This window comes from Ruegeria sp. D4 (genome assembly GCF_056534475.1).
This window is the reverse complement of the sequence record NZ_JBQFPJ010000003.1, coordinates 90,615-110,627: the sequence shown is the minus strand read 5'-3', so window position 1 is coordinate 110,627 and position 20,013 is coordinate 90,615. Positions and strand designations below refer to the sequence as shown.

Here is a 20,013-nt window from a genome sequence, read left to right as displayed (position 1 = left end):
TCAATCGGAGGGCATCATGGCACCATTAGACACCAAGCCATCAGGCGCACCCAAGGGCGTCTGGAAGTCAGGTAAAGGCAAAGGGCGGCACACGCCCAAAGGCCGTCAGTTCACGGATGAGGCGCAGGCGGAGATTCATCGCCTGCTGGGCGATCGCCCGCGCCGCCGCGACCTGCTGATCGAATTCCTGCATTTGATTCAGGACGAACACGGCCATATCAGCGCCGACCACATCGCCGCGCTTGCGGTTGAGATGCGGATCGGACAGGCCGAGATTTATGAGACGGCGACCTTCTACGCCCATTTCGATGTTGTGAAAGAAGGCGAGACCCCTCCGCCTGCGCTGACGATCCGTGTCTGTGATTCCCTGTCCTGTGAAATGGCCGGTGCCCAGCAGCTGCAGAAGGCGCTGGAAGACGGTCTGGACCCGGCAGAGGTGCGTGTGGTGCGCGCGCCGTGCATGGGCCGTTGTGATACCGCGCCGGTGCTCGAAATCGGTCACAACCATATCGACCATGCGACCCCCGAAAAGGTGCAGGCTGCGATTGCTGCGGGCGACACTCACGCCCATCTGCCCGGCTACGAAGCCTTCGCTGCTTATGAGGCAAACGGCGGTTACGCCAAGCTGAAAGAGCTGCGCGACGGTGGTGACTGGGAGAAAGTGCAGGAAGACATCCTGTCCTCGGGCTTGCGCGGCCTGGGTGGTGCTGGCTTCCCATCCGGCAAAAAGTGGGGCTTTGTTCGAATGAACGAGGGCACACGCTATCTGGCCGTGAACGGGGACGAGGGCGAGCCTGGCACGTTCAAAGACCGCTACTATCTGGAACGCACGCCGCATGTCTTCCTTGAGGGCATGCTGATTGCCGCCTGGGCGGTCGAGGCCGAGACCTGCTTCATCTACATGCGCGACGAGTATCCGGCGGTACTGGAAATCCTGGCCCGTGAGATTGCCGCGCTGGAACAGGCCGGGATCGTCGAAAAAGGTTACATCGACCTGCGTCGCGGTGCTGGCGCATACATCTGCGGTGAAGAATCCGCGATGATCGAGTCGATCGAAGGCAAGAAGGGCTTGCCGCGTCACCGTCCTCCATTTGTGGCGCAGGTAGGGGTCTTCAACCGTCCGACCTTGGTGCACAATGTCGAGACGCTGTATTGGGTCTCGAAGATCTGCCGTGAGGGGCCGCAGATTCTGAATTCAGTTGAAAAGAATGGTCGCAAGGGCTTGCGGAGCTACTCTGTCTCGGGCCGAGTAACCAACCCCGGTGTTTACCTGCTGCCTGCGGGTTCGACCATTCTTGACGTGATTGATGCCGCCGGCGGCATGGCCGAAGGTCATGCGTTCAAGGCGTATCAACCGGGCGGGCCGTCGTCAGGTCTTCTCCCCTCCAGTATCGACGACGTCCCGCTCGACTTTGACACCCTGCAGCCGTTGGGCACCTTCATCGGGTCTGCCGCTGTGGTGGTTCTGTCCGATCAGGACACGGCCCGCGATGCGGCGCTGAACATGCTGCGGTTCTTCGAGGATGAAAGCTGTGGTCAGTGCACGCCCTGCCGGGCGGGCTGCGAAAAGGCGGTGAAGCTGATGCAGGCCGACAAGTGGGATCAGGACTTGCTCGAAGATCTGTGCCAGGTCATGGGCGACGCGTCCATCTGCGGCTTGGGGCAAGCGGCCCCGAACCCGATCCGCCTTGTCATGAAACATTTCGCTGACGAAATCTGAGGGAGACAGAGCCATGCTTGACGCAAGCCCAACCAAGACCGTCACCTTCAACCTGAACGGCGAAGACGTCACCGTGCCCGAGGGCTGGACCATCTGGGAAGCCGCCAAGGGGCAGGGGTTCACTATTCCGCACCTGTGCCACAAGCCGCAGCCGGGCTATCGCCCGGACGGCAACTGCCGCGCCTGTATGGTCGAAGTGGAGGGCGAGCGTACGCTGGTCGCCTCGTGCATCCGCCCTGCGGCGGATGGGATGGTCGTTAAGACCGACTCGGAGCGTGCCGAGAAATCGCGCGCCATGGTTGTGGAGCTGCTGGTTGCCGACCAGCCCGAGGAGGCACACGACACCTCGAGCCACTTCTGGGACATGGCCAAGCTGACCGATGTCAGCGACAGCCGTTTCCCGGCGAAAGAGGCCGATAAAATCCCGCTGCTGGATGACAGCCACGTTGCGATGCGCGTCAATCTGGATGCCTGCATCAACTGCAACCTCTGCGTCCGGGCCTGTCGCGAAGTGCAGGTCAATGACGTGATCGGCATGGCCGGTCGTGGCCATACGGCGCAGGTCGTGTTCGACCAGAACGATCCGATGGGCGCGTCGACCTGTGTGGCGTGTGGCGAATGCGTTCAGGCCTGCCCAACCGGGGCGCTGATGCCCGCGACCGTGCTGGACGATCACCAGCACGGCGACAGTAAGGACTACGATAGCGAAACCGAAAGCGTCTGCCCGTTCTGCGGCGTGGGCTGCAAGGTTTCGCTGAAGGTCAAGGACGGTAAGGTCAAGTATGTCGAGGGCATCAACGGCCCGGCAAACGAAGGCCGTTTGTGCGTCAAAGGACGGTTCGGCTTTGACTACATCCACCACCCGCACCGTCTGACCAAGCCGCTGATCCGCCGCGAAGACGCCCCCGAGAAGGGCCTGAACGTCGATCCCGGCGATCTAAGTACCCATTTCCGCGAAGCGACTTGGGAAGAGGCGATGGATCTTGCCGCCACCAAGTTGAAGGTGCTTCGCGACGAAGACCCGCGCAGCGTTGCAGGCTTTGGTTCGGCCAAATGCACCAACGAAGAAGCCTATCTGTTCCAGAAGTTCATCCGTCAGGGTTTCAAGCACAACAACGTCGATCACTGCACACGTCTGTGTCACGCGTCGTCAGTTGCTGCTCTGATTGAGAACGTCGGTTCCGGGGCAGTGACCGCGACCTTCAACGAGATCGAAAACGCGGATGTGGCGATCATCATCGGTTCGAACCCGATCGAAAACCACCCGGTTGCGGCGACTTACTTCAAGCAGTTCGCCAAGCGCGGCGGCAAGCTGATCGTGATGGACCCGCGCGGCGTCGGTATGCGCAAGTTTGCCGACGAAATGCTGCAGTTCCGTCCGGGTGCTGATGTCTCGATGCTGAACGCGATCATGAACGTGATCGTCGAGGAAGAGCTGTATGACAGCCAGTACATCCACCGCTGGACCGAGAACTGGGAAGCCGAGAAAGAGCATCTGCGCCAGTTCACGCCCGAGGCGATGTCGCCGATCTGCGGCATCGAACCGGATCAGCTGCGCCGTGTCGCGCGCACCTTTGCGCAGGCCAAGGCCGGCCTGATCTTCTGGGGCATGGGCGTCAGCCAGCACATCCACGGCACAGACAACTCTCGCTGCCTGATCTCGTTGGCTCTGATGACCGGCAACGTCGGTAAACCCGGCGCGGGTCTGCACCCGCTGCGCGGTCAGAACAACGTGCAGGGTGCATCCGATGCGGGCCTGATCCCGATGTTCCTGCCGGATTACCAGACCGTGACGGACGATGGCATTCGCGCCAAGTTCAACGAGGTCTGGAACTCGGACGACTTCTCGAACGAGAAGGGCCTGACCGTGACCGAGATCATCGACCAGATTTATGCGCGCAACATCAAGGGCATGTATATTCTGGGCGAAAACCCGGCCATGTCCGACCCGGATGTGAATCACGCGCGTGACGCGCTGGCCAAGCTGGACTTGATGATCGTGCAGGACATCTTCCTGACCGAGACGGCGAACTATGCCGACATCATCCTGCCCGCCTCGGCGCTGTATGAAAAGAACGGCACTGTGTCGAACACCAACCGTCAGGTGCAGCGGGTGCGGCCTGCCGTGACACCTCCGGGTGAGGCGCGCGAAGACTGGAAGATCACTGTCGATCTGGCGCAGCGGATCGGGCTGAACTGGGACTATACGGACGTGTCTCAGGTCTTCAATGAAATGAAGCTGACCATGGCGTCGCTTGACAACATCACGTGGGATAGGCTTGAGACCGAAACCATCACCTACCCGTCGCTCAGCGAGACCGATCCGGGGCAGGCGATTGTATTCGGTGACGGATTCCCGCGCGCAGATGGCCGGGCCCGGTTTACCCCGGCTAGCGTCATCCCGCCGGATGAAGCGCCGGATGACGAGTACCCGATGATCGCCACCACCGGCCGTCAGTTGGAACACTGGCACACCGGGTCGATGACCCGCCGTTCTAATGTTCTCGACGCTGTTGAGCCGGAAGCGAACTGTTCGATGAACCCTCGCACGCTCAAGCTGATGGGGATCGAACCGGGTGAAATGATCCGGCTGACCACCCGGCGCGGGACGATTGACATCATGGTTCGGGCGGACCGGGCGATCGCCGAAGACATGGTCTTCATCCCGTTTGCCTATGTCGAAGCGGCGGCGAACATTCTGACCAACTCGGCCATTGATCCATACGGGAAAATCCCCGAGTTCAAATTCTCGGCCATTCGCGTTGAAAAGATCGGGGATGCCATCGCGGCGGAATAAGCGCTGCGAGCGGTAAGAATTCAAGGGCGGTTCTGATCAGAGCCGCCCTTTCGTGTTTCACACCATCCTGTGCCGGTCATGCCTGTCCAAAACTGTGCAACGTCAGTTGCGCCTCAACGCGCCGCAGTCGCCAAGGAGCAAGGCAGGAAGGCGAAAAAAAGCGCTTTGGCACAGGACAAAACAAACTTACACACTTGTCCAGATGGTTCTGGAACCGCACCTGGCCCTAGTAGTCGCGTTCGAAAAAGACGCCCAAACCTGTTTCACCACGCCCGTCGACCGTACCACGCACGGTGAAACTGTCGGTGACATCCAGATTCAGGTTCACTTCGGTGTCGCCTTCGGTGTTGACCGTGAAATCAGTGTAGAGGTTGTCGCTCAGATAAGCGCCTGCGCCCAGACGGCCCGCACCGCCTTCCGAAGCACCAATGTCGACCGTATCCACGCCCGTCGCATCCCGCAGCCCTTTGGTTGCGTCCCCGCCTGCACCACTGAGTTGCGCCAGCGACGCCGCCATTTGCGCGATCACAAAGGGCGAAAGTTCGGAAAAGCGATTGCCGAACAACAATATCGCCAGGGCCTCTTCCGCAGGGCGTTCAGGGTCGGAAAATATGTCGACCTGAGGCGCATCCAATGGCCCCGCAATTTCAATCGTGGCGGTGCCGTCCGACGTGCTGGTTGAGGATTCGAACTCGATATAGGGTGTCAGATCGCCCTGAAGTGTCACGACACCCTTGGTCAGCGCCAGCCTGCGCCCCAGAATGTCGAAGTTGCCACGGATCAGCTCAATCTGACCGGACGGCACGATGGATGCCGTGGTTCCACCGATGTTGATTCTGCCCCCAAGTTCAGCGTTCACACCGCGGCCCCGCACAAACACGGCTTTGGGGGCCAGCAGGCTGACGTCCAGCGCAATCCGCGAATCGCTTTTGGCTTTGTCGCCGGTCACGACCAGCTGCGCGCGTTCCCGGGTCAGGAAGCCAGCCGCGCTTTCGTTGACATGCGTAATGTTGGGGATGGGTGCCGCGCCCACCGCGCCGGAGGCTGCAGCGAGATTGATGTTGGTCTCGTCGAATGTGATCTGCCCGGCGACCGAGCTGTTGCCCGCCAAAGCGCCGGTCATGGCGACCTGGCCGTTCAGCGTCGTTTCATATAGCAGCCTGTCAGTCAGCACTAGGCTGTTGAGAACGGTCGTGATGTTGGCATTGAAGGGTGGCGTCAGGTCTATTGGGCCGTTGACCGTAAAGGCCCCGCCAGCCTGCATCCCGCCGTTCAGCGCGACGGTAGCGCGGCTTTGCGCCAGGTCGACCGAACCGCTGATCCCCGTCACGGTCTGTCCAGCCGCGGGAATGGCCAGAGCTGTACCGGAGGTTGTAACCGTTCCGCTTAAAGCCGCCAGTGACGGAGCGCCGTTCAAAGCAAGATCAAACCGCGCCTGACCATCGATCTTGTTGGGTGTGATAAACACATTGGCGACGCCAAGGTTCAAACCACCTTGCGCGGCCAGGTCGGCCTGACCGGTGGTCTCGCTAAATGTCCCCGAGACATCGCCGCTGATTTCGGCTGGTCCATCGGCCTTGGCGCTGATGGTCCAGACGCCGTTGTCACGTTTTGCCGTACCCTTGGCCGCTATAGTCCCCGGGAACTCGGGTACGAAACGTTCGATTTTGTTGAACCGGGCGTCAAATTCCAGATCGGCGTTTCCGTCCAGTCCAACATTGCCGTCCAGACTGGCATAGGAGCTGTCAGGGCCTCGCAGGCTAACGGTGCCTTCCAGCCCTGAACCGTCGGGTGCCACATTTCCGGTCAGGGTCAAAGGACCGGAGAGGGTGCTTGCCAACCTGGCCAGGTCATCCAGTCTGACGTTGAAGGTCAATCCCCCGTTTTCGCGGTTTAGTTCACCGGATGCTTCCGCAGATAAGGCCGTTCCCTGCAGACGGAATGCCCGGATATCGACGGTTTCCTCGGTTTTCTCGGCGTCCACCGTCAAAGTCGTGCGGCCCTGAATCAGTTTGTCCAGCGCTTCGATACCGGTCTGGATGTCGCGCGCATCCAGATCGCCCTTGATGTCAAAAGTCCGGTTGGCCAGCGCGGCGGTCCCATTGGCGTCGGCCTGCACCGAACCCGCCAGATCGCGTTTGGCTAGGCCGGAGAACAGCGACAGATCCGGCGCGTTCAACTGCGCCTGTCCGTCAACGGACAGATCCCCTGTCGGATCCTGCACAATCGCCGAGACTTGCGCGTTCAGTGCGGTGCCGTTTACCGTGGCGTTACGGATATCAATTTTGTCGGCGGTCCGGGCGCCATCCCACTCGATAGTGGTCCGACCGGTCAAAAGCGGATCGATGTCCGAAAGCCCTGTTGTGATGTCTTGTCCGATTACGCTGGCTGTTCCGTCAAACTCCAGCGTTTGCACGGTTCCCTGCCCGTCGAGGGTGGCCTGAACTGCGCCGCTCAGTTCGCGCTTTGCCAGACCCGAAAAGACGGAAAGATCCTGCGCGTTGACGCTGGCCTGACCGTCGATGGTCAGGTTCCCGTCCGGTGTCGTGACCTCACCGCTGGCAGCCGCCTGCAAGGTTTCGCCGTTAACTGTAAGGTCACGGATGGTGACGCCGTCCGTGTCGCGCTTTGCATCCACCACAATGCTCGTTTCGCCGGCAATCACCGGATCGATATCGTCCCGGCCGGTCAACAGATCGCGGGCCTCGACGCTCAGCTTACCGTCAAAGCTGCCTTCCAGCGGTGATCCGTTTACCTCGACCCGGGCCGAGACCTGTCCGCCCAGATCAAGCTTGGCCAGTTCCGAGAACCGGGACAGGTCCGTTGCGTCCAGGGTCGCCGTTCCGTCAATCGTCAGACCGCTGGCCAAACCGCTGATCAATGCGTCCGCCCCAAGCGTATAGTCCGAACCCACCAGTTCCACCCCTGACAGGGTCAATGACTGATCACTACCGTAGCTGAACAATCCGTCCAGTGTGATGCGATCGCCGAGTGCCGTGTTCAGCCCGGCATCCGCCAGATCGATCCCGTCCAGCGCGGCCTGAATGTCACCTTCGAATTGTAAGGATGCACCTTGTTCCAGTGTTCCCTGGCCGGTGATCTGCGCCCGCTGCAACCCGATTTGCGGCGATTTGAAAGCGTTTGTTGTCAGGCTCAAATCCCACAGGTTGCCGTTCTTCTGATCGAAAAGCGCTGAAATCTGAGCCGCTTCGATAGATGTTTGACCGCCTGAGACTGGCAGCACGACAGTTTCGCCATCCGGTGGAGTTATCCGCCCTTGAAGGGCCGCCAGTTGCAGTACACCGCCAGGGGCAAGCTGCAGCTCTCCCTTCAGCTTCAGCGCCTGCGAGGAAAACTCGAGATCGGAAATGTCCAGCGCGCCGTCCGGCTGCGTCCGGCCATCGACAAACAGACGCGTGTCAGGGCCAAAGAACGTGTCCATGTTTTGCGCCAGAAATGGCGTCAGGTCGCCTTTCAGATCGGTCGTAAAGGCGATGCCGTCACTTGACGCGCCACCCGCCTCCGTGGCCGACCGCAACCGGACCTGTCCTGCGACACGCTGCTGGTTGTCACTGCTCAGGCCGATATCCGCTGTGAAATCTGTAAGGGGACCTGACCCGGTGGCGGTCAGACCGATCGGTGGGCTGTCGGGTATCTTCAGCGCCGTCGAGATCAGCCCGCCCGAATCCTCGACCACTTTCAGGTCCAGACGGATTTCACTGCTCGCGTTCTCAAACCCGGCGGACAGGCTGATCTGGTCGCCGGCCCGGTCCAGTCGCGTGACATCCAGTTTGGTATCCAGCGTGCCGTCTGCCAGCGACAGATTTCCGTTCACGGCAAGCTCGGCCGCGACCCCGATCAGTGGTTGGCCCAGCGACAGCTCGTCTACCCGGATTTCACTGATTTGGATGGCAACGGGCAATTCAGGCAGCTGAAACGGCTTGGTTTCAGCCGAAGGCGCGGGGGTGTCCTTGGTGGTTGCCCCGGGCGCGCGGGCGATGTCGATTTCCTGCGCAGTCAAAGCGTTGACCGAAAAACGGCCGCGGATCAATGCAAGCCGGTTCCAGTCCAGCACTGCATCCTTGATGGTCAGCCAGACGCCTTCGTCATCGGCCACGGTGATTTCTTCGATGGTCGCCCGCGAACTTAGCGCGCCCTGAAGGCCCTTGACCCGGACGTTCTGGTCGTCGCCGGACAGGGTGTCCTGCAGGAAATTCTCCAGCATGCTGCCGCCGCTATCTTCCTGCGCGGTCACGGGCGATGTGATCAGCACCGCGCCGATCAGAACGGGATATGAAAGCCGCCGGATCAAAATGCCTGTCCAATCCCGATATAGAACTGCAGCCCGCTGCCGGTGTCGCCCTGAACCGGCCATGCCAGATCAACGCGCAACGGGCCGAACCCACCCAGATCGTATCTGGCACCGATACCGGCACCGGCATGATACTCGGCACCGCTGCCGATGAAGGATGAAGTGTCGACCGTGCCGTAGTCGTAGAACCCGACCAGAGACAGTGAGTCGGTGACCTTGCCACGCACCTCTCCGGACAGGCCGAGAAAGGACTTGCCGCCCGCCACACCGGTTCCCACCGGGATGCCGAGGCTTTCAAAAGGTTGCCCGCGCACGGTTCCCGCGCCGCCCGAGAAGAACAGAAAATCCGGTGTCACCCCGTCCGGAGACGGCCCCAGAACCGACCCCAGCTGCACACGGCCGGCCAGCACCAGCCTGCCGCCGGTTCCGAAACTGGTATAGCCGCGCCCGTCCAGAAAAATGCGCAGGCCGGACTCGGTTTCTGACAGACCCGCAAAAGGCATGGCATTCGCATCCAGATAGAACCCCCGAGTGGCGCTGACCTTGCTGTCGCGCTGGTCCCATTCCGACCGGAAGGGGAGGATGAAATATCTGAACTTGCGCCCTGAGCCGTACGCATCATCCGCATCCGAATACTGGAACCCCGCCGACGCCTCGGCATAAAGCTGGTCCGAGAAGGTGCGCCGCGCACCATATGCCACTGAGGCCACGGTAACGTTGTAGTTTTCGGTGTCGCGCCGCTCCAGCAGGGCGCTCCAAAAGGTGCTGTCGTCGGGGCCCAGCCTGTCTGGCTGATCCAGTCGCAGGCCAATCCGCCCATCGATATTTTCGGCCCCGCCAATGTTGCGGATCGCGGCCTCGAACCTCAGCCGCTGCGCGCGCCTGAACACATTTCGATGGGTCCAGGTCGCGGTCAGATCAAGACCATCGCGTGAGGCAAGCTCGCCCCCGAGTGTTATACGACGCGGGGGCAGGTCCTCGAACGTGGCATCAAAATCAAGCGAGCCATCAGGGTTGGGTTCTTCTCGCTCCTTGATCGAGACAACATTGAACGTCCCGGTGCGGCGCAGACGGGTTCCGACTTTCTGGACTTTTTGGGGGGAGTAGACTTCGCCCGTGGGAAAACCCGCGATCTTTTCGATCGATCTGTGCCGCACGGTGGTGTCGCCATCAATGAACATCCTTCCGAATGTCAGACGCGGGCCGGGCGCCAGATCGATCTCGGCATCCAGCTTGGATTGTTTGTGCCGGGCGACGACCTTTTGCCCTGCAACGTCCGCCTTTGCGTGCCCAGCGTCTTTCCATGCCTGAACACCTGCGGACGTGGCCTGCTGGATCGCGCCCGTTGTCGCACGTTTGCCGGTAGAAAATTCCTGGGGCAATACGGTCAGCGGGGCCAACGGCTGTACAAGCGCTGTTCCGAAGGTAAAGACCGGGCCCGTGTTCACAGTGATGACAGCGCGCTTGATCTGGCTTGGAACGCTCAGCGAACTGAGATCGGCCGCTTCCTGTCCATCTAGTTTGATGCTGACGACCGGGCTGAAATACCCTTCGTCATACAGGATCTGGACGATGGTGCGGTAATCCGAAAGCGCGGCGGACAGTATTTCCAGCGGAGTGTCCAGCCCGCGCGATTTGGCTGTTGTTACCGAAGAGTTTTCCTTGAGGCGGTCCACCACTTCTTTCGGCGCTCCGGGCGCCGTCAACGTGGTTTCCAGCGCCGCCAATGTGGTCGGCGCGATGGCCACGACAACGCCAAACAGCCAGCACTTAAGAATGGCGCGCGGCCTTCTTCCCTGCATCAAATGGCTCCAACTGCCCCAACTCGAAATCACTTTGGCCGCCTTGTACGGTTCGGCGGCTGTTCAACTTCATGTTAGACCATCTGATGGGGTGCAGGAAAAGGGAAATGACGTGCGAATTGCGATTTGAGGCAATCTTTTGTGCGGTCAAATACCCGCATTCCGGAACCAGCGGATCAGGGCGTCGCGGTCCTCGGGCTCCATGAAGGTGACATTTGCAGGCGGCATCGCATGACTGACGCCTGCCTGCAGATAGATCTGCTTTGCGTTTCTTGCGATGTCGCCTTCGGTTTCCAATAGCACGCCCTTGGGTGCCCACAGGATACCCTCCCAGACCGGTTCGCGAGCGTGGCACATGGAGCAGCGGCCCAGCACGATGTCATGCGCCTCTTCGAACCCGTCTGCCGCGGCGAATTTTTGTTCATAAGGCGTCAGCGGCTGCGCTTCGGCCTCTTCCAGCGGTTTGTACATCGGCGCGGTGGACAGCCACATGATAGCGATGAACAGCAAGGCGGTGACCAGCCAGGTCCATGTCGGGTTGCCGGCGCGGGCATGGCGGGTGTTGAAATAGTGCCGGATGGTGACACCCATCAGGAAGACCAGCGCCGCGATGATCCAGTTGTATTCGGTCGCAAAGGCCAGTGGATAGTGGTTCGACAGCATCAGGAACACGACCGGCAGCGTCAGGTAGTTGTTGTGCGTGGACCGCAGCTTGGCGATTTTGCCGTATTTCGGGTCCGGTGTGCGCCCGTTCTTCAGGTCATCCACTACGATGCGCTGGTTGGGCATGATTATGAAGAACACGTTCGCCGTCATGATAGTGGCTGTGAAGGCCCCCAGATGCAGCATCATTGCACGGCCGGTGAAGATCTGGTTGTACCCCCAACCCATTGCCACCAGCAGCACGAACAGCAGCACCATCAAAAGGGTGGGGCGTTCGCCAAGACCGGATTTGCACAGGTAGTCATAGGCCAGCCAGCCCACGGTCAGCGAGGCGGCCGAGATCAGAATCCCCTGCCACAGCGCCAGATCGGCCTTTTGCGCGTCGATCAGATACAGCTCGCCGCCGACCCAATAGACGATCATCAGAAGCGCCGCCCCGCTGAGCCAAGTCGCATAGCTTTCCCATTTGAACCAGGTCAGGTGGTCCGGCATCCGCTCGGGCGCGACCAGGTATTTCTGAATGTGGTAGAAGCCACCGCCATGCACCTGCCATTCCTCGCCATCGGCGGGGCCGGGGATGTCGCGGTTCAGCCCAAGATCCAACGCTATGAAATAAAAGGATGATCCGATCCACGCGATGGCAGTGATCACGTGCAGCCAGCGCACAGCAAAGGCTATCCAGTCCCAGAACACGGCGAGGTCATACATGCAAGAAGTCTCCGATTGCTTGCCGTCACACTAGGCAAAAGGGATTTTCTTCGGTATTCCCGTATATTGTCAAACTGTATCAAAAAAATCGATAAGATGTCTTATCTCGAGAACATCCGTACCTTTGTCCGTGTCTATGATCTGGGCAGCATGTCCGCTGCGGGTCGAGACCTGCGGATCTCCCCTGCCGTAACCTCGGCCCGGATTTCCCAGCTTGAGGATCATCTGGGCGTGCGTCTGTTTCAACGCACCACGCGAAACCTCAGTCCGACCGAACAGGGTCGCGCCTTTTATCCCGGTGCGGTCGCGGTTCTGGATGCGGTGGATGAGGCCGAGGCGCAGGTTGTCCATCTGACCGAAGCGCCAAGGGGATCGCTATTCGTTGCGGCGCCGTTGGGGGTTGGCCGCCGGTTGCTGGCCCCGCATGTGCCTGATTTTCTGTTGGAGTACCCTGAGATTGACGTGCGCCTGCGGCTGACGGACAGATCGGTTGATCTGACCACCGAAGGCCTGGATCTGGCATTTTTCATTGGCCAGCCCGAGGACAGCACCCTGCGGATCAGAAAGATCGCGGATTGCCAGCGGGTACTATGCGCCGCGCCGGATTACGTGGAACACAGGGGCATGCCGCAGACCGGTGCGGATCTGGTTTCGGACAAGCATGAATGTCTGAACCTTCGTTTCCCCGGCGCGACAGAGTTCCAATGGCTGCTGGAAACACCCGAGGGCCCGAAGCGATACGCTGTATCAGGTCGCTTCGAATGCGATGACGGCGATGTTTTGACCGATTGGGCGTTGTCCGGGCAGGGGATTGCGATGAAACCCGCCTTTGAAGTGGCGGAGCATTTGAAAGCGGGCCGTTTGGTGGCCGTTGCGATGCAGACGCCGCCGGTGCCTGTGCAGATGGCATGCCTCTATACCCATCGCCGCCATCAGGACCCCAAGGCGCGGTTGTTTATGGATTTCATGATCTCGCGTATCGGTAAGGTCGTGCGCAGCTCGCAAGCGAAGGGTTGAGCCGAAGCTCCCGCCGCCGTTTGCGCCTTGCAGGCGCGGCACAGCGTTGGGCCCGGCGCCGCGGCAAGGCCGCGGCGCGGTTGCGACCCCTATCAAGTCGGGTAACAGTTTTTCAGGGCTAATCCGCGCTGCACCTGCAAGGGGCAGTGCCCGGCCCAACGGAAGACGGCCCTGAAAGGGTCGACGACGGCTGGGAGGCGCGCGGAAAGCGGTCAGCTTCCCCGGTAGGTCGAATACCCGTAGGGGGAAAGCAGCAGCGGTACGTGATAATGTGCCTCGGCATCGGACATGCCGAACCGAATGGGAACCTGGTCCAGAAACAGCGGATCCTCTGCCGCCTGCCCGGTTGCGCGCAGGTAGTCACCGGCAAAAAAGATCAGCTCGTAAGTTCCGGTTTCAAAGTCTTCCTGCGGCAGGATGGGGCTGTTGGTGCGCCCGTCGGAATTTGTCTCCATCTCGACCAGTTTGCGATGGGAGTTTCCCGACACCTGATACAGTGCGATTTTAAGACCTTTCGCCGGGCAACCGCGCGCCGTGTCCAGAACATGGGTTGTCAGGTAGCCTGCCACAGTGATCTCCTTTGACTGTTTCATCGGGTTTGCCACAGTGTGGCGCAAACATCAAAATGGTGGAAATGCCGAAACAACCGGAAACAGCGTTCGGATTGATTTGATAATCGGATACGAATTTTTAGGCTATTGCATTAATCAGGAAGTTAAACCCGGAACGGAAGACGACATGCAGCCTCCTCGTTACCCCCGCGATATGATCGGATACGGAGCCACCCCGCCCAATGCCAATTGGCCCGGTGGTGCAAGGATCGCGGTGCAGATCGTGCTCAACTACGAAGAGGGCGGCGAGAACTGCGTATTGCACGGCGACAGCGCGTCCGAGGCCTTCCTGTCCGAAATCGTCGGCGCTGCGCAATGGCCAGGGCAGCGTCACTGGAACATGGAATCGATCTATGAATACGGATCACGGGCCGGGTTCTGGCGCCTGCACCGATTGATGAAAGATCTGCCGATCACGGTTTACGGGGTCGCTACCGCACTGGCCCGCTCACCCGATCAAGTGGCCGCGATGAAGTCGGCAGGGTGGGAGATCGCGAGCCACGGATTGAAATGGGTGGAACACAAGGACATGCCCGAGGCCGAGGAACGGGCCCAGATTGCGGAAGCCGTGCGCCTGCATACCGAAGTCGTGGGCGAGCGCCCGCGCGGCTGGTACACCGGTCGGTGCTCGGAAAACACAGTAAGGCTGGCGGCGGAAGAAGGCGGGATGGCCTATGTCGCGGATACCTATGCCGATGACCTGCCGTACTGGGCCAGGTTCGGTGATCGGCATCAGTTGATCGTGCCTTACACTCTGGACTGCAACGATATGCGCTTTGCAACGCCACAAGGGTTCAATTCAGGCGATCAGTTCTTCTCCTACCTCAAGGACAGTTTTGATGCGCTTTATGCCGAAGGCGAGGCCGGGGCACCAAAAATGCTGTCGATTGGCCTGCATTGCCGGTTGATCGGGCGTCCGGGTCGGGTGATGGCCCTAAAACGGTTCCTGGACTACGCGCGCGGGTTTTCGGATGTGTGGTTCGCCACGCGCCTGCAGATCGCAGAACACTGGGCCGCGCATTACCCACCCACGCAGGGCGCAAGGCCGTCCGAGATGGGCCGGGAGGACTTTGTGGCCAGCTATGGCGGCATTTTCGAACACTCAGCCTGGATCGCCGAGCGCGCCTTTGATCTGGAACTGGGTCCGGCGCATGACACGGCGGGCGGCCTGCACAATGCCCTGGCCCGCATGTTCCGCTCGGCCACTGAAACGGAAAGGCTTGGCGTGCTGACAGCGCATCCCGATCTCGCGGGCAAGCTTGCGCAGGCCAAGCGTCTGACCCAGGAAAGCACGACCGAGCAGGCCTCGGCCGGGCTGGATGCGCTGACCGACGATGAACGTGCGACTTTCACGGATCTGAATCAGACCTACACGGACAAATTCGGATTTCCGTTCATCATCGCGGTTCGGGATCACGACAAGGCATCGATTCTGGAAGCGTTCAAACGGCGGATCGGGCAGGACCGGGACACTGAATTTGCGGAAGCCTGTCGACAAGTCGAACGGATCGCCGAGTTCCGTCTGCGGGATGTGTTGCCGTCATGAGCAATCGGATCAGTGTTCAGCCGCTGACCGCTGATGCGTTTGCCCCATACGGCGATGTGATCGACGTTGCGGGCGAGCCGGACAAGATCATAAATCAGGGCCAATGTGGTCGGTATCATGACAGGGCAGCTCTGGATTTTGCCTACGGGCGCGCCGGGATCAGCCTGTTCAACGCCAATCCACGGGCACTGCCCTATACGCTCGACATGGTCGAACGGCACCCCGAGGGCAGCCAGGCCTTTATCCCGATGACCCACCAGCCCTTTCTGGTGATCGTCGCGCCGGACGCCGATGGCAAGCCCGGGCGACCGCTGGCTTTTGTGACCGGGCCGGGGCAGGCGGTGAATTACCATCGCGGCACCTGGCACGGGGTCCTGACGCCGCTCCACGCCCCCGGCCTGTTTGCCGTCGTCGACAGGATCGGCGCAGGCGCAAATCTTGAAGAATTCTGGTTCGACACGCCCTATCAGGTCGTGCCGTAGCCAGTTGAAGCCGCAGGATAAGCGGTAAGACCCCCATGAAATCTGACAGGGAGGACAGTACTCATGGCCGACACTTCGATCGGTACGCCCGAACAGCTTCGGGATCCGAACTATACACCCGCATTACACAAGGCGGTTCCCCTTGGGATACAGCACGTTCTGGCGATGTTCGTGTCCAATGTGACGCCCGCGATCATCGTCGCGGGCGCGGCGGGATTCGGATTTGGATCAAATTCTCCCGATTTCCCGGAGCTACTTTATCTGATCCAGATGTCCATGCTGTTTGCCGGGGTCGCTACCCTGCTGCAGACGGTGACACTTGGTCCGGTCGGGGCGGCCTTGCCCATCGTTCAGGGAACAAGCTTTGCCTTTCTGCCCATCATGATCCCGCTTGTGGCCGGTAAGGGCGTCGATGGGCTGGCTGCCCTGTTCGGCGGCGTTCTGATCGGTGGCCTGTCTCACGCCAGCCTCGGGGCGGTGATCGGTAAGATCCGGTTTGCGCTGCCGCCTCTGGTGACCGGGCTGGTCGTAACCATGATAGGTCTGGCGCTGGTCAAGGTAGGTATTCAATACGCGGCTGGCGGCGTTCCGGCGATTGGCACGCCGGAGTACGGCTCGGCCCTGAACTGGTCGGCGGCTCTGGTCGTGATCTTCGTGACCCTTGCGCTCAAGTTCTTTACACTCGGGATGCTGTCGGTTTCGGCGGTGCTGATCGGTCTGGCTGCCGGCTACGTATACGCGCTGATGGTTGGCATGGTGACATTTGAGGCAATCGGTTCAAGCTGGAGCCGCGCCTCGGCCTTCGCATTGCCGATGCCGTTCAAATACGGGTTCGAGTTTTCGTTCGCTGCCGTGATCGGGTTCTGTCTGATGGCCTTTGTTTCGGCCATCGAAACCGTGGGCGATGTGTCCGGTGTGACCAAGGGCGGTGCCGGACGTGAAGCCACCGACAAGGAGATTGCCGGTGCAACCTATGCGGATGGTTTTGGCTCGGCGGTTGCCGGTGTGTTCGGCGGGTTGCCCAACACGTCGTTCAGCCAGAATGTCGGCCTGATCGCCATGACCGGTGTCATGAGCCGCAATGTCGTGACCATTGGTGCGCTGTTTCTGATCCTGTGCGGGCTGGTCCCCAAAGTCGGGGCCATCATCCGCACCGTTCCGATCGAAGTGCTGGGCGGCGGTGTGATCGTCATGTTCGGGATGGTTGTCGCCGCCGGTATATCCATGTTGTCCGATGTGGACTGGAACCGGCGCAATATGGTGATCTTTGCCATCTCGTTGTCCATCGGGTTTGGGCTGCAACTGGAACCGGATGCGGTCCAGCACTTGCCGGAAACTTTGGGCATCTTGATGAAAAGTGGGCTTTTGCCTGCTGCGGTCATCGCAATTGTGCTGAATCTGATCCTGCCCGAAGAACTGGCGGATGAGGCCACCGAAGAAGTGTCAGGCGGAATGGCCGGGCATGGCTCGGGCAGCTTGCCCCACGACTGATCCGTGAATCGCAGCCCGCCGTTTGGCGGGCTGCGTCGACTTCAGCTTGCCGCCATCAGGCGCGCGACATCCAGCATTCGGGCCGAAAAGCCCCATTCATTGTCATACCAGCCAAACACCCTGACCTGCCTGTTTCCCACCATGCGAGTTTCGGGGCCCGCGATCACAAGTGACTCGGGTCGCGTGCGCAGATCGGATGAGACCAGAGGCAGGTCCGTCCAGCCCAAAACAGGCGAGTGTTCGGCCGCTGCGCGCAGCTTGGCGTCAAACACCTCGGGGCTCATCTCGTTTTCCAGGGTCACGATCAGGTCTACGGCCGAAACGCTGGCGGTGGGTACGCGCACCGCGGCGCCCGAGATGCGACCGGCCAGATGAGGCATTACTTCGTCAATCAGATGCGTGGCACTGGTTGTGGTTGGAACCATGGACAGCGCACCCGCACGCGAGCGTGCAAGATCGCCGCGCGGCGCGTCCACCATCGGCTGGCTGTTTGTGTAGCAATGGATCGTTGTCATATGGGCCGCGGCGATGCCGCCGATCCCATCCAATACCCGCACCAGCGGAGCCAGCCCGTTGGTGGTACAGGATGCGTTTGAAACGATCCGGGCATTGCCCAGTTGCTCTTCGTTTGCGCCCAGTACGATGGTGACTTCGGTTGCGGGCGAGGGGCCCGAGATCAGCACCTTGCTGGCGCCGGCAGTCAATCCTCGGCTGGCCACATCGGACGTGCGTGCGATACCTGTGCAGTCCAGCAGGACATCGACCCCGGATAGATCCACACGGGTCAGATCCTCGCTGTGGGTCATCGGAACCCGGTGCCCGTCCACGATCAGAGTGTCACCTTCAGCCAGGACCGTTCCGGCGTAAGGGCCAAAGGTGCTGTCGTATTTGAACAGATAGGCGCAGGTCTCAAGCGGGGCGATATCGTTGATCAGCACCAGCTCGACATTGCTGTCTTCCGGCAAGGCCAGAACCTGCCGCAGAATTGTGCGGCCGATACGGCCGAATCCGTTGATCGCGAGTTTCATGGGCAAGCTATGGCAGGCTGACCGGGCGATCTCAATGCCCGTTTCGATACCGTTCTAACCGCAGGAGACCTGCGAGAAAAACTGGCCCGAGATGTTCTGATACATGCTTGAGCGGATAACCTTGCAACCCGTTGCCTGCTGGATCGCCGCTATGGCTTGTATCGTCCGCAGGCGCGGCGGCGGACCAAAGGGGTTCAGATTGTTGTTGTCCCGTGTGGCGCGGTAAATGACCGGAGCGTCTGAAACCTGTGTCACAGCCCATGTACGGCTCATGACAAATACGGATTTGGTTTCTTCCCTGGCCGCAACAGGTGCGGCATCGAACGCCGTCAGGCCGATAACGGCCGCAAGCGCAAACATCGTTCCGCGAAATAACATGGTGCAATCTCCAGTACTGTAACCCGAGGATATTTCACCAGATTCAGACGCTTCTGTGAACCCCCGACGGGTAATTGACCATTCTACCCGTTTAACGCCGCGACAGGTTCAGCGGCATGTGCCGGTTAACGTCCTTGTAAAGCAGATAGCGGAACCGCCCCGGGCCGCCTGCGTAACAGGCTTGCGGGCAGAAGGCGCGCAGCCACATGTAATCTCCGGCCTCAACCTCGACCCAGTCCTGGTTGAGCCGGTAGACAGCCTTGCCCTCCAACACGTAAAGCCCGTGCTCCATCACGTGGGTTTCGGCAAAGGGGATCACGCCACCGGGTTCGAAGTTGACGATGTTGACATGCATGTCGTGGCGCAGATCCTGCGGGTCGGCAAAGCGGGTCGTCGACCAGCGCCCTTCGGTGCCGGGCATTTCGATGGGGGCCACGTCGCGTTCATTGGTGATGATTGGATCGGGCGCGGGCAGGCCGGGGACGGCCTCGTAGGCCTTGCGGACCCAGTGGAATCTTGTCACTTCATCTGCACGGTTGTGCAGCGTCCAGTCCGAACCCGGCGGGATGTAGGCGTAGCCACCGGTTTCAAGGACATGAACTTCGCCGCCAAGGGTCAGTGTGACCGTGCCCTCGACCACAAAGATCACCCCCTGGGCCTGCGCGTCGGTTTCGGGGCGATCAGATCCGCCGCCGGGCTGAACCTCCATAATGTACTGCGAAAAGGTCTCGGCAAATCCGCTCAGCGGGCGCGAGAGCACCCATAGACGCGTGCCCTCCCAGAATGGCAGGTAACTGGTGACGATGTCGCGCATGGTGCCCTTGGGGATCACCGCGTATGCGTCGGTGAACATGGCGCGGTCTGTCAGAATCTGGTCCTGGCCGGGATGCCCGCCGGATGGGGCGTAATAAGTCGGGTGTGCCATCGAATGCCTCTGGTTCGTATCGGTCGCACTATGCTGGCAATAATCCGGCGGTCCTAGCGCCTGTGTTGCGATAGGTTTGTTCGGGATAATTTGAAGGTGCGCGCCGTGGGGGGCTTGGCCACGGACCAGCGCGAGTATAGTCTTGGGACTAAATCTATTTCAGAACGGTGAGGCGAATATGAAGCCCTGGAAATTGGCAACCTTCGCAGCGGTCATGAGTTTTGGTCTGGGCGTTGCCGCAGACGCCAAACCGCTGTCCCGCATCATATCGGAGATGGGGCTGACCCCTGCGGATTTTGAAGTGGTAAATGCCACGGCGGACCAGTTGCTGACCGGCAGCGCGCGGGCCGGAGATGAACGCAGCTGGGTCAATGACGCCACGGGATCAAAGGGAACGATCCGGGTCCGGGATGTTCGCGGCAACTGCGTTCATCTGCAGCATTTCATTCAGCCCGAAGGCGCGGAGAGTTCCCGCGAGGTCAGAACACGCAGATGCAAGGACGCCAGCGGCAACTGGATTCTGACGCCCTGAC

At 60.4% G+C, this 20,013-nt stretch carries 14 protein-coding genes; 7 read left to right on the top strand and 7 right to left on the bottom strand.

Features of this window, described 5'->3' with window-relative positions; genetic code table 11:
• The first annotated feature begins 16 nt into the window (after positions 1 to 16).
• Together ACR0MI_RS06435 and fdhF are read left to right on the top strand one after the other, a co-directional pair.
• On the top strand, positions 17 to 1,720 hold the full coding sequence (locus ACR0MI_RS06435; RefSeq protein WP_170613393.1) for an NAD(P)H-dependent oxidoreductase subunit E: 1,704 nt from the start codon (positions 17 to 19) through the stop codon (positions 1,718 to 1,720).
• 13 nt (positions 1,721 to 1,733) lie between these two features.
• Positions 1,734 to 4,517 carry a formate dehydrogenase subunit alpha gene (fdhF, locus tag ACR0MI_RS06430; RefSeq protein ID WP_170613391.1) on the top strand — a complete coding sequence of 928 codons (2,784 nt, stop codon included), beginning with the start codon at positions 1,734 to 1,736 and terminating at the stop codon, positions 4,515 to 4,517.
• A gap of 226 nt (positions 4,518 to 4,743) precedes the next feature.
• Here fdhF and ACR0MI_RS06425 read toward each other — a convergent pair whose 3' ends face one another.
• The 3 genes from ACR0MI_RS06425 to ACR0MI_RS06415 form a co-directional block, all read right to left on the bottom strand.
• Positions 4,744 to 8,829, bottom strand: a complete 4,086-nt coding sequence (locus ACR0MI_RS06425; protein ID WP_480440714.1) for a translocation/assembly module TamB domain-containing protein — start codon at positions 8,827 to 8,829, stop codon at positions 4,744 to 4,746.
• Entirely contained in the window at positions 8,826 to 10,631 is a 1,806-nt protein-coding gene (locus ACR0MI_RS06420) for a BamA/TamA family outer membrane protein (RefSeq protein WP_170613389.1), read from the bottom strand. The genes ACR0MI_RS06425 and ACR0MI_RS06420 overlap by 4 nt, the downstream gene beginning before the upstream one ends.
• A gap of 147 nt (positions 10,632 to 10,778) precedes the next feature.
• Positions 10,779 to 12,002: a urate hydroxylase PuuD gene (locus ACR0MI_RS06415; RefSeq protein ID WP_170619422.1), complete on the bottom strand. Its 1,224-nt coding sequence runs from the start codon at positions 12,000 to 12,002 to the stop codon at positions 10,779 to 10,781.
• 96 nt (positions 12,003 to 12,098) lie between these two features.
• Between ACR0MI_RS06415 and ACR0MI_RS06410 the strand changes: the two genes are divergently transcribed.
• Complete coding sequence (locus tag ACR0MI_RS06410) at positions 12,099 to 13,019, top strand: LysR family transcriptional regulator (RefSeq protein WP_170816785.1); 921 nt, start codon at positions 12,099 to 12,101, stop codon at positions 13,017 to 13,019.
• A gap of 212 nt (positions 13,020 to 13,231) precedes the next feature.
• On the opposite strand, the gene uraH is transcribed toward ACR0MI_RS06410, so the two are convergent.
• Complete coding sequence (gene uraH / locus ACR0MI_RS06405; protein WP_170613782.1) at positions 13,232 to 13,588, bottom strand: hydroxyisourate hydrolase; 357 nt, start codon at positions 13,586 to 13,588, stop codon at positions 13,232 to 13,234.
• 169 nt (positions 13,589 to 13,757) lie between these two features.
• Here uraH and puuE point away from each other — a divergent pair, with 169 nt between their 5' ends.
• The 3 genes from puuE to ACR0MI_RS06390 all read left to right on the top strand — a co-directional run bounded on the left by puuE (position 13,758) and on the right by ACR0MI_RS06390 (position 17,149).
• Positions 13,758 to 15,176 carry an allantoinase PuuE gene (puuE, locus tag ACR0MI_RS06400; RefSeq protein ID WP_170613383.1) on the top strand — a complete coding sequence of 473 codons (1,419 nt, stop codon included), beginning with the start codon at positions 13,758 to 13,760 and terminating at the stop codon, positions 15,174 to 15,176.
• Positions 15,173 to 15,658: an ureidoglycolate lyase gene (locus tag ACR0MI_RS06395; protein WP_170613381.1), complete on the top strand. Its 486-nt coding sequence runs from the start codon at positions 15,173 to 15,175 to the stop codon at positions 15,656 to 15,658. Before puuE ends, ACR0MI_RS06395 begins: the two co-directional genes overlap by 4 nt.
• Before the next feature lie 63 nt (positions 15,659 to 15,721).
• Positions 15,722 to 17,149, top strand: coding sequence for a nucleobase:cation symporter-2 family protein (locus tag ACR0MI_RS06390; protein ID WP_170613379.1), 1,428 nt, complete (start codon positions 15,722 to 15,724; stop codon positions 17,147 to 17,149).
• Between the two features lie 41 nt (positions 17,150 to 17,190).
• Here ACR0MI_RS06390 and ACR0MI_RS06385 read toward each other — a convergent pair whose 3' ends face one another.
• From ACR0MI_RS06385 to ACR0MI_RS06375, 3 genes are all read right to left on the bottom strand, one after another.
• Positions 17,191 to 18,177 (bottom strand): glyceraldehyde 3-phosphate dehydrogenase NAD-binding domain-containing protein, encoded by a 987-nt coding sequence (locus tag ACR0MI_RS06385; RefSeq protein ID WP_170613377.1) that lies wholly within the window; start codon positions 18,175 to 18,177, stop codon positions 17,191 to 17,193.
• Between the two features lie 54 nt (positions 18,178 to 18,231).
• Positions 18,232 to 18,555: a hypothetical protein gene (locus tag ACR0MI_RS06380; RefSeq protein ID WP_170613375.1), complete on the bottom strand. Its 324-nt coding sequence runs from the start codon at positions 18,553 to 18,555 to the stop codon at positions 18,232 to 18,234.
• Positions 18,556 to 18,646: 91 nt separating this feature from the next.
• The gene (locus ACR0MI_RS06375) at positions 18,647 to 19,480 is read right to left on the bottom strand and encodes a bifunctional allantoicase/(S)-ureidoglycine aminohydrolase (RefSeq protein WP_170613373.1); all 834 of its coding nucleotides are present in this window, start codon (positions 19,478 to 19,480) and stop codon (positions 18,647 to 18,649) included.
• Positions 19,481 to 19,658: 178 nt separating this feature from the next.
• Here ACR0MI_RS06375 and ACR0MI_RS06370 point away from each other — a divergent pair, with 178 nt between their 5' ends.
• The gene (locus ACR0MI_RS06370) at positions 19,659 to 20,012 is read left to right on the top strand and encodes a hypothetical protein (RefSeq protein ID WP_170613371.1); all 354 of its coding nucleotides are present in this window, start codon (positions 19,659 to 19,661) and stop codon (positions 20,010 to 20,012) included.
• Position 20,013: the final 1 nt, after the last annotated feature.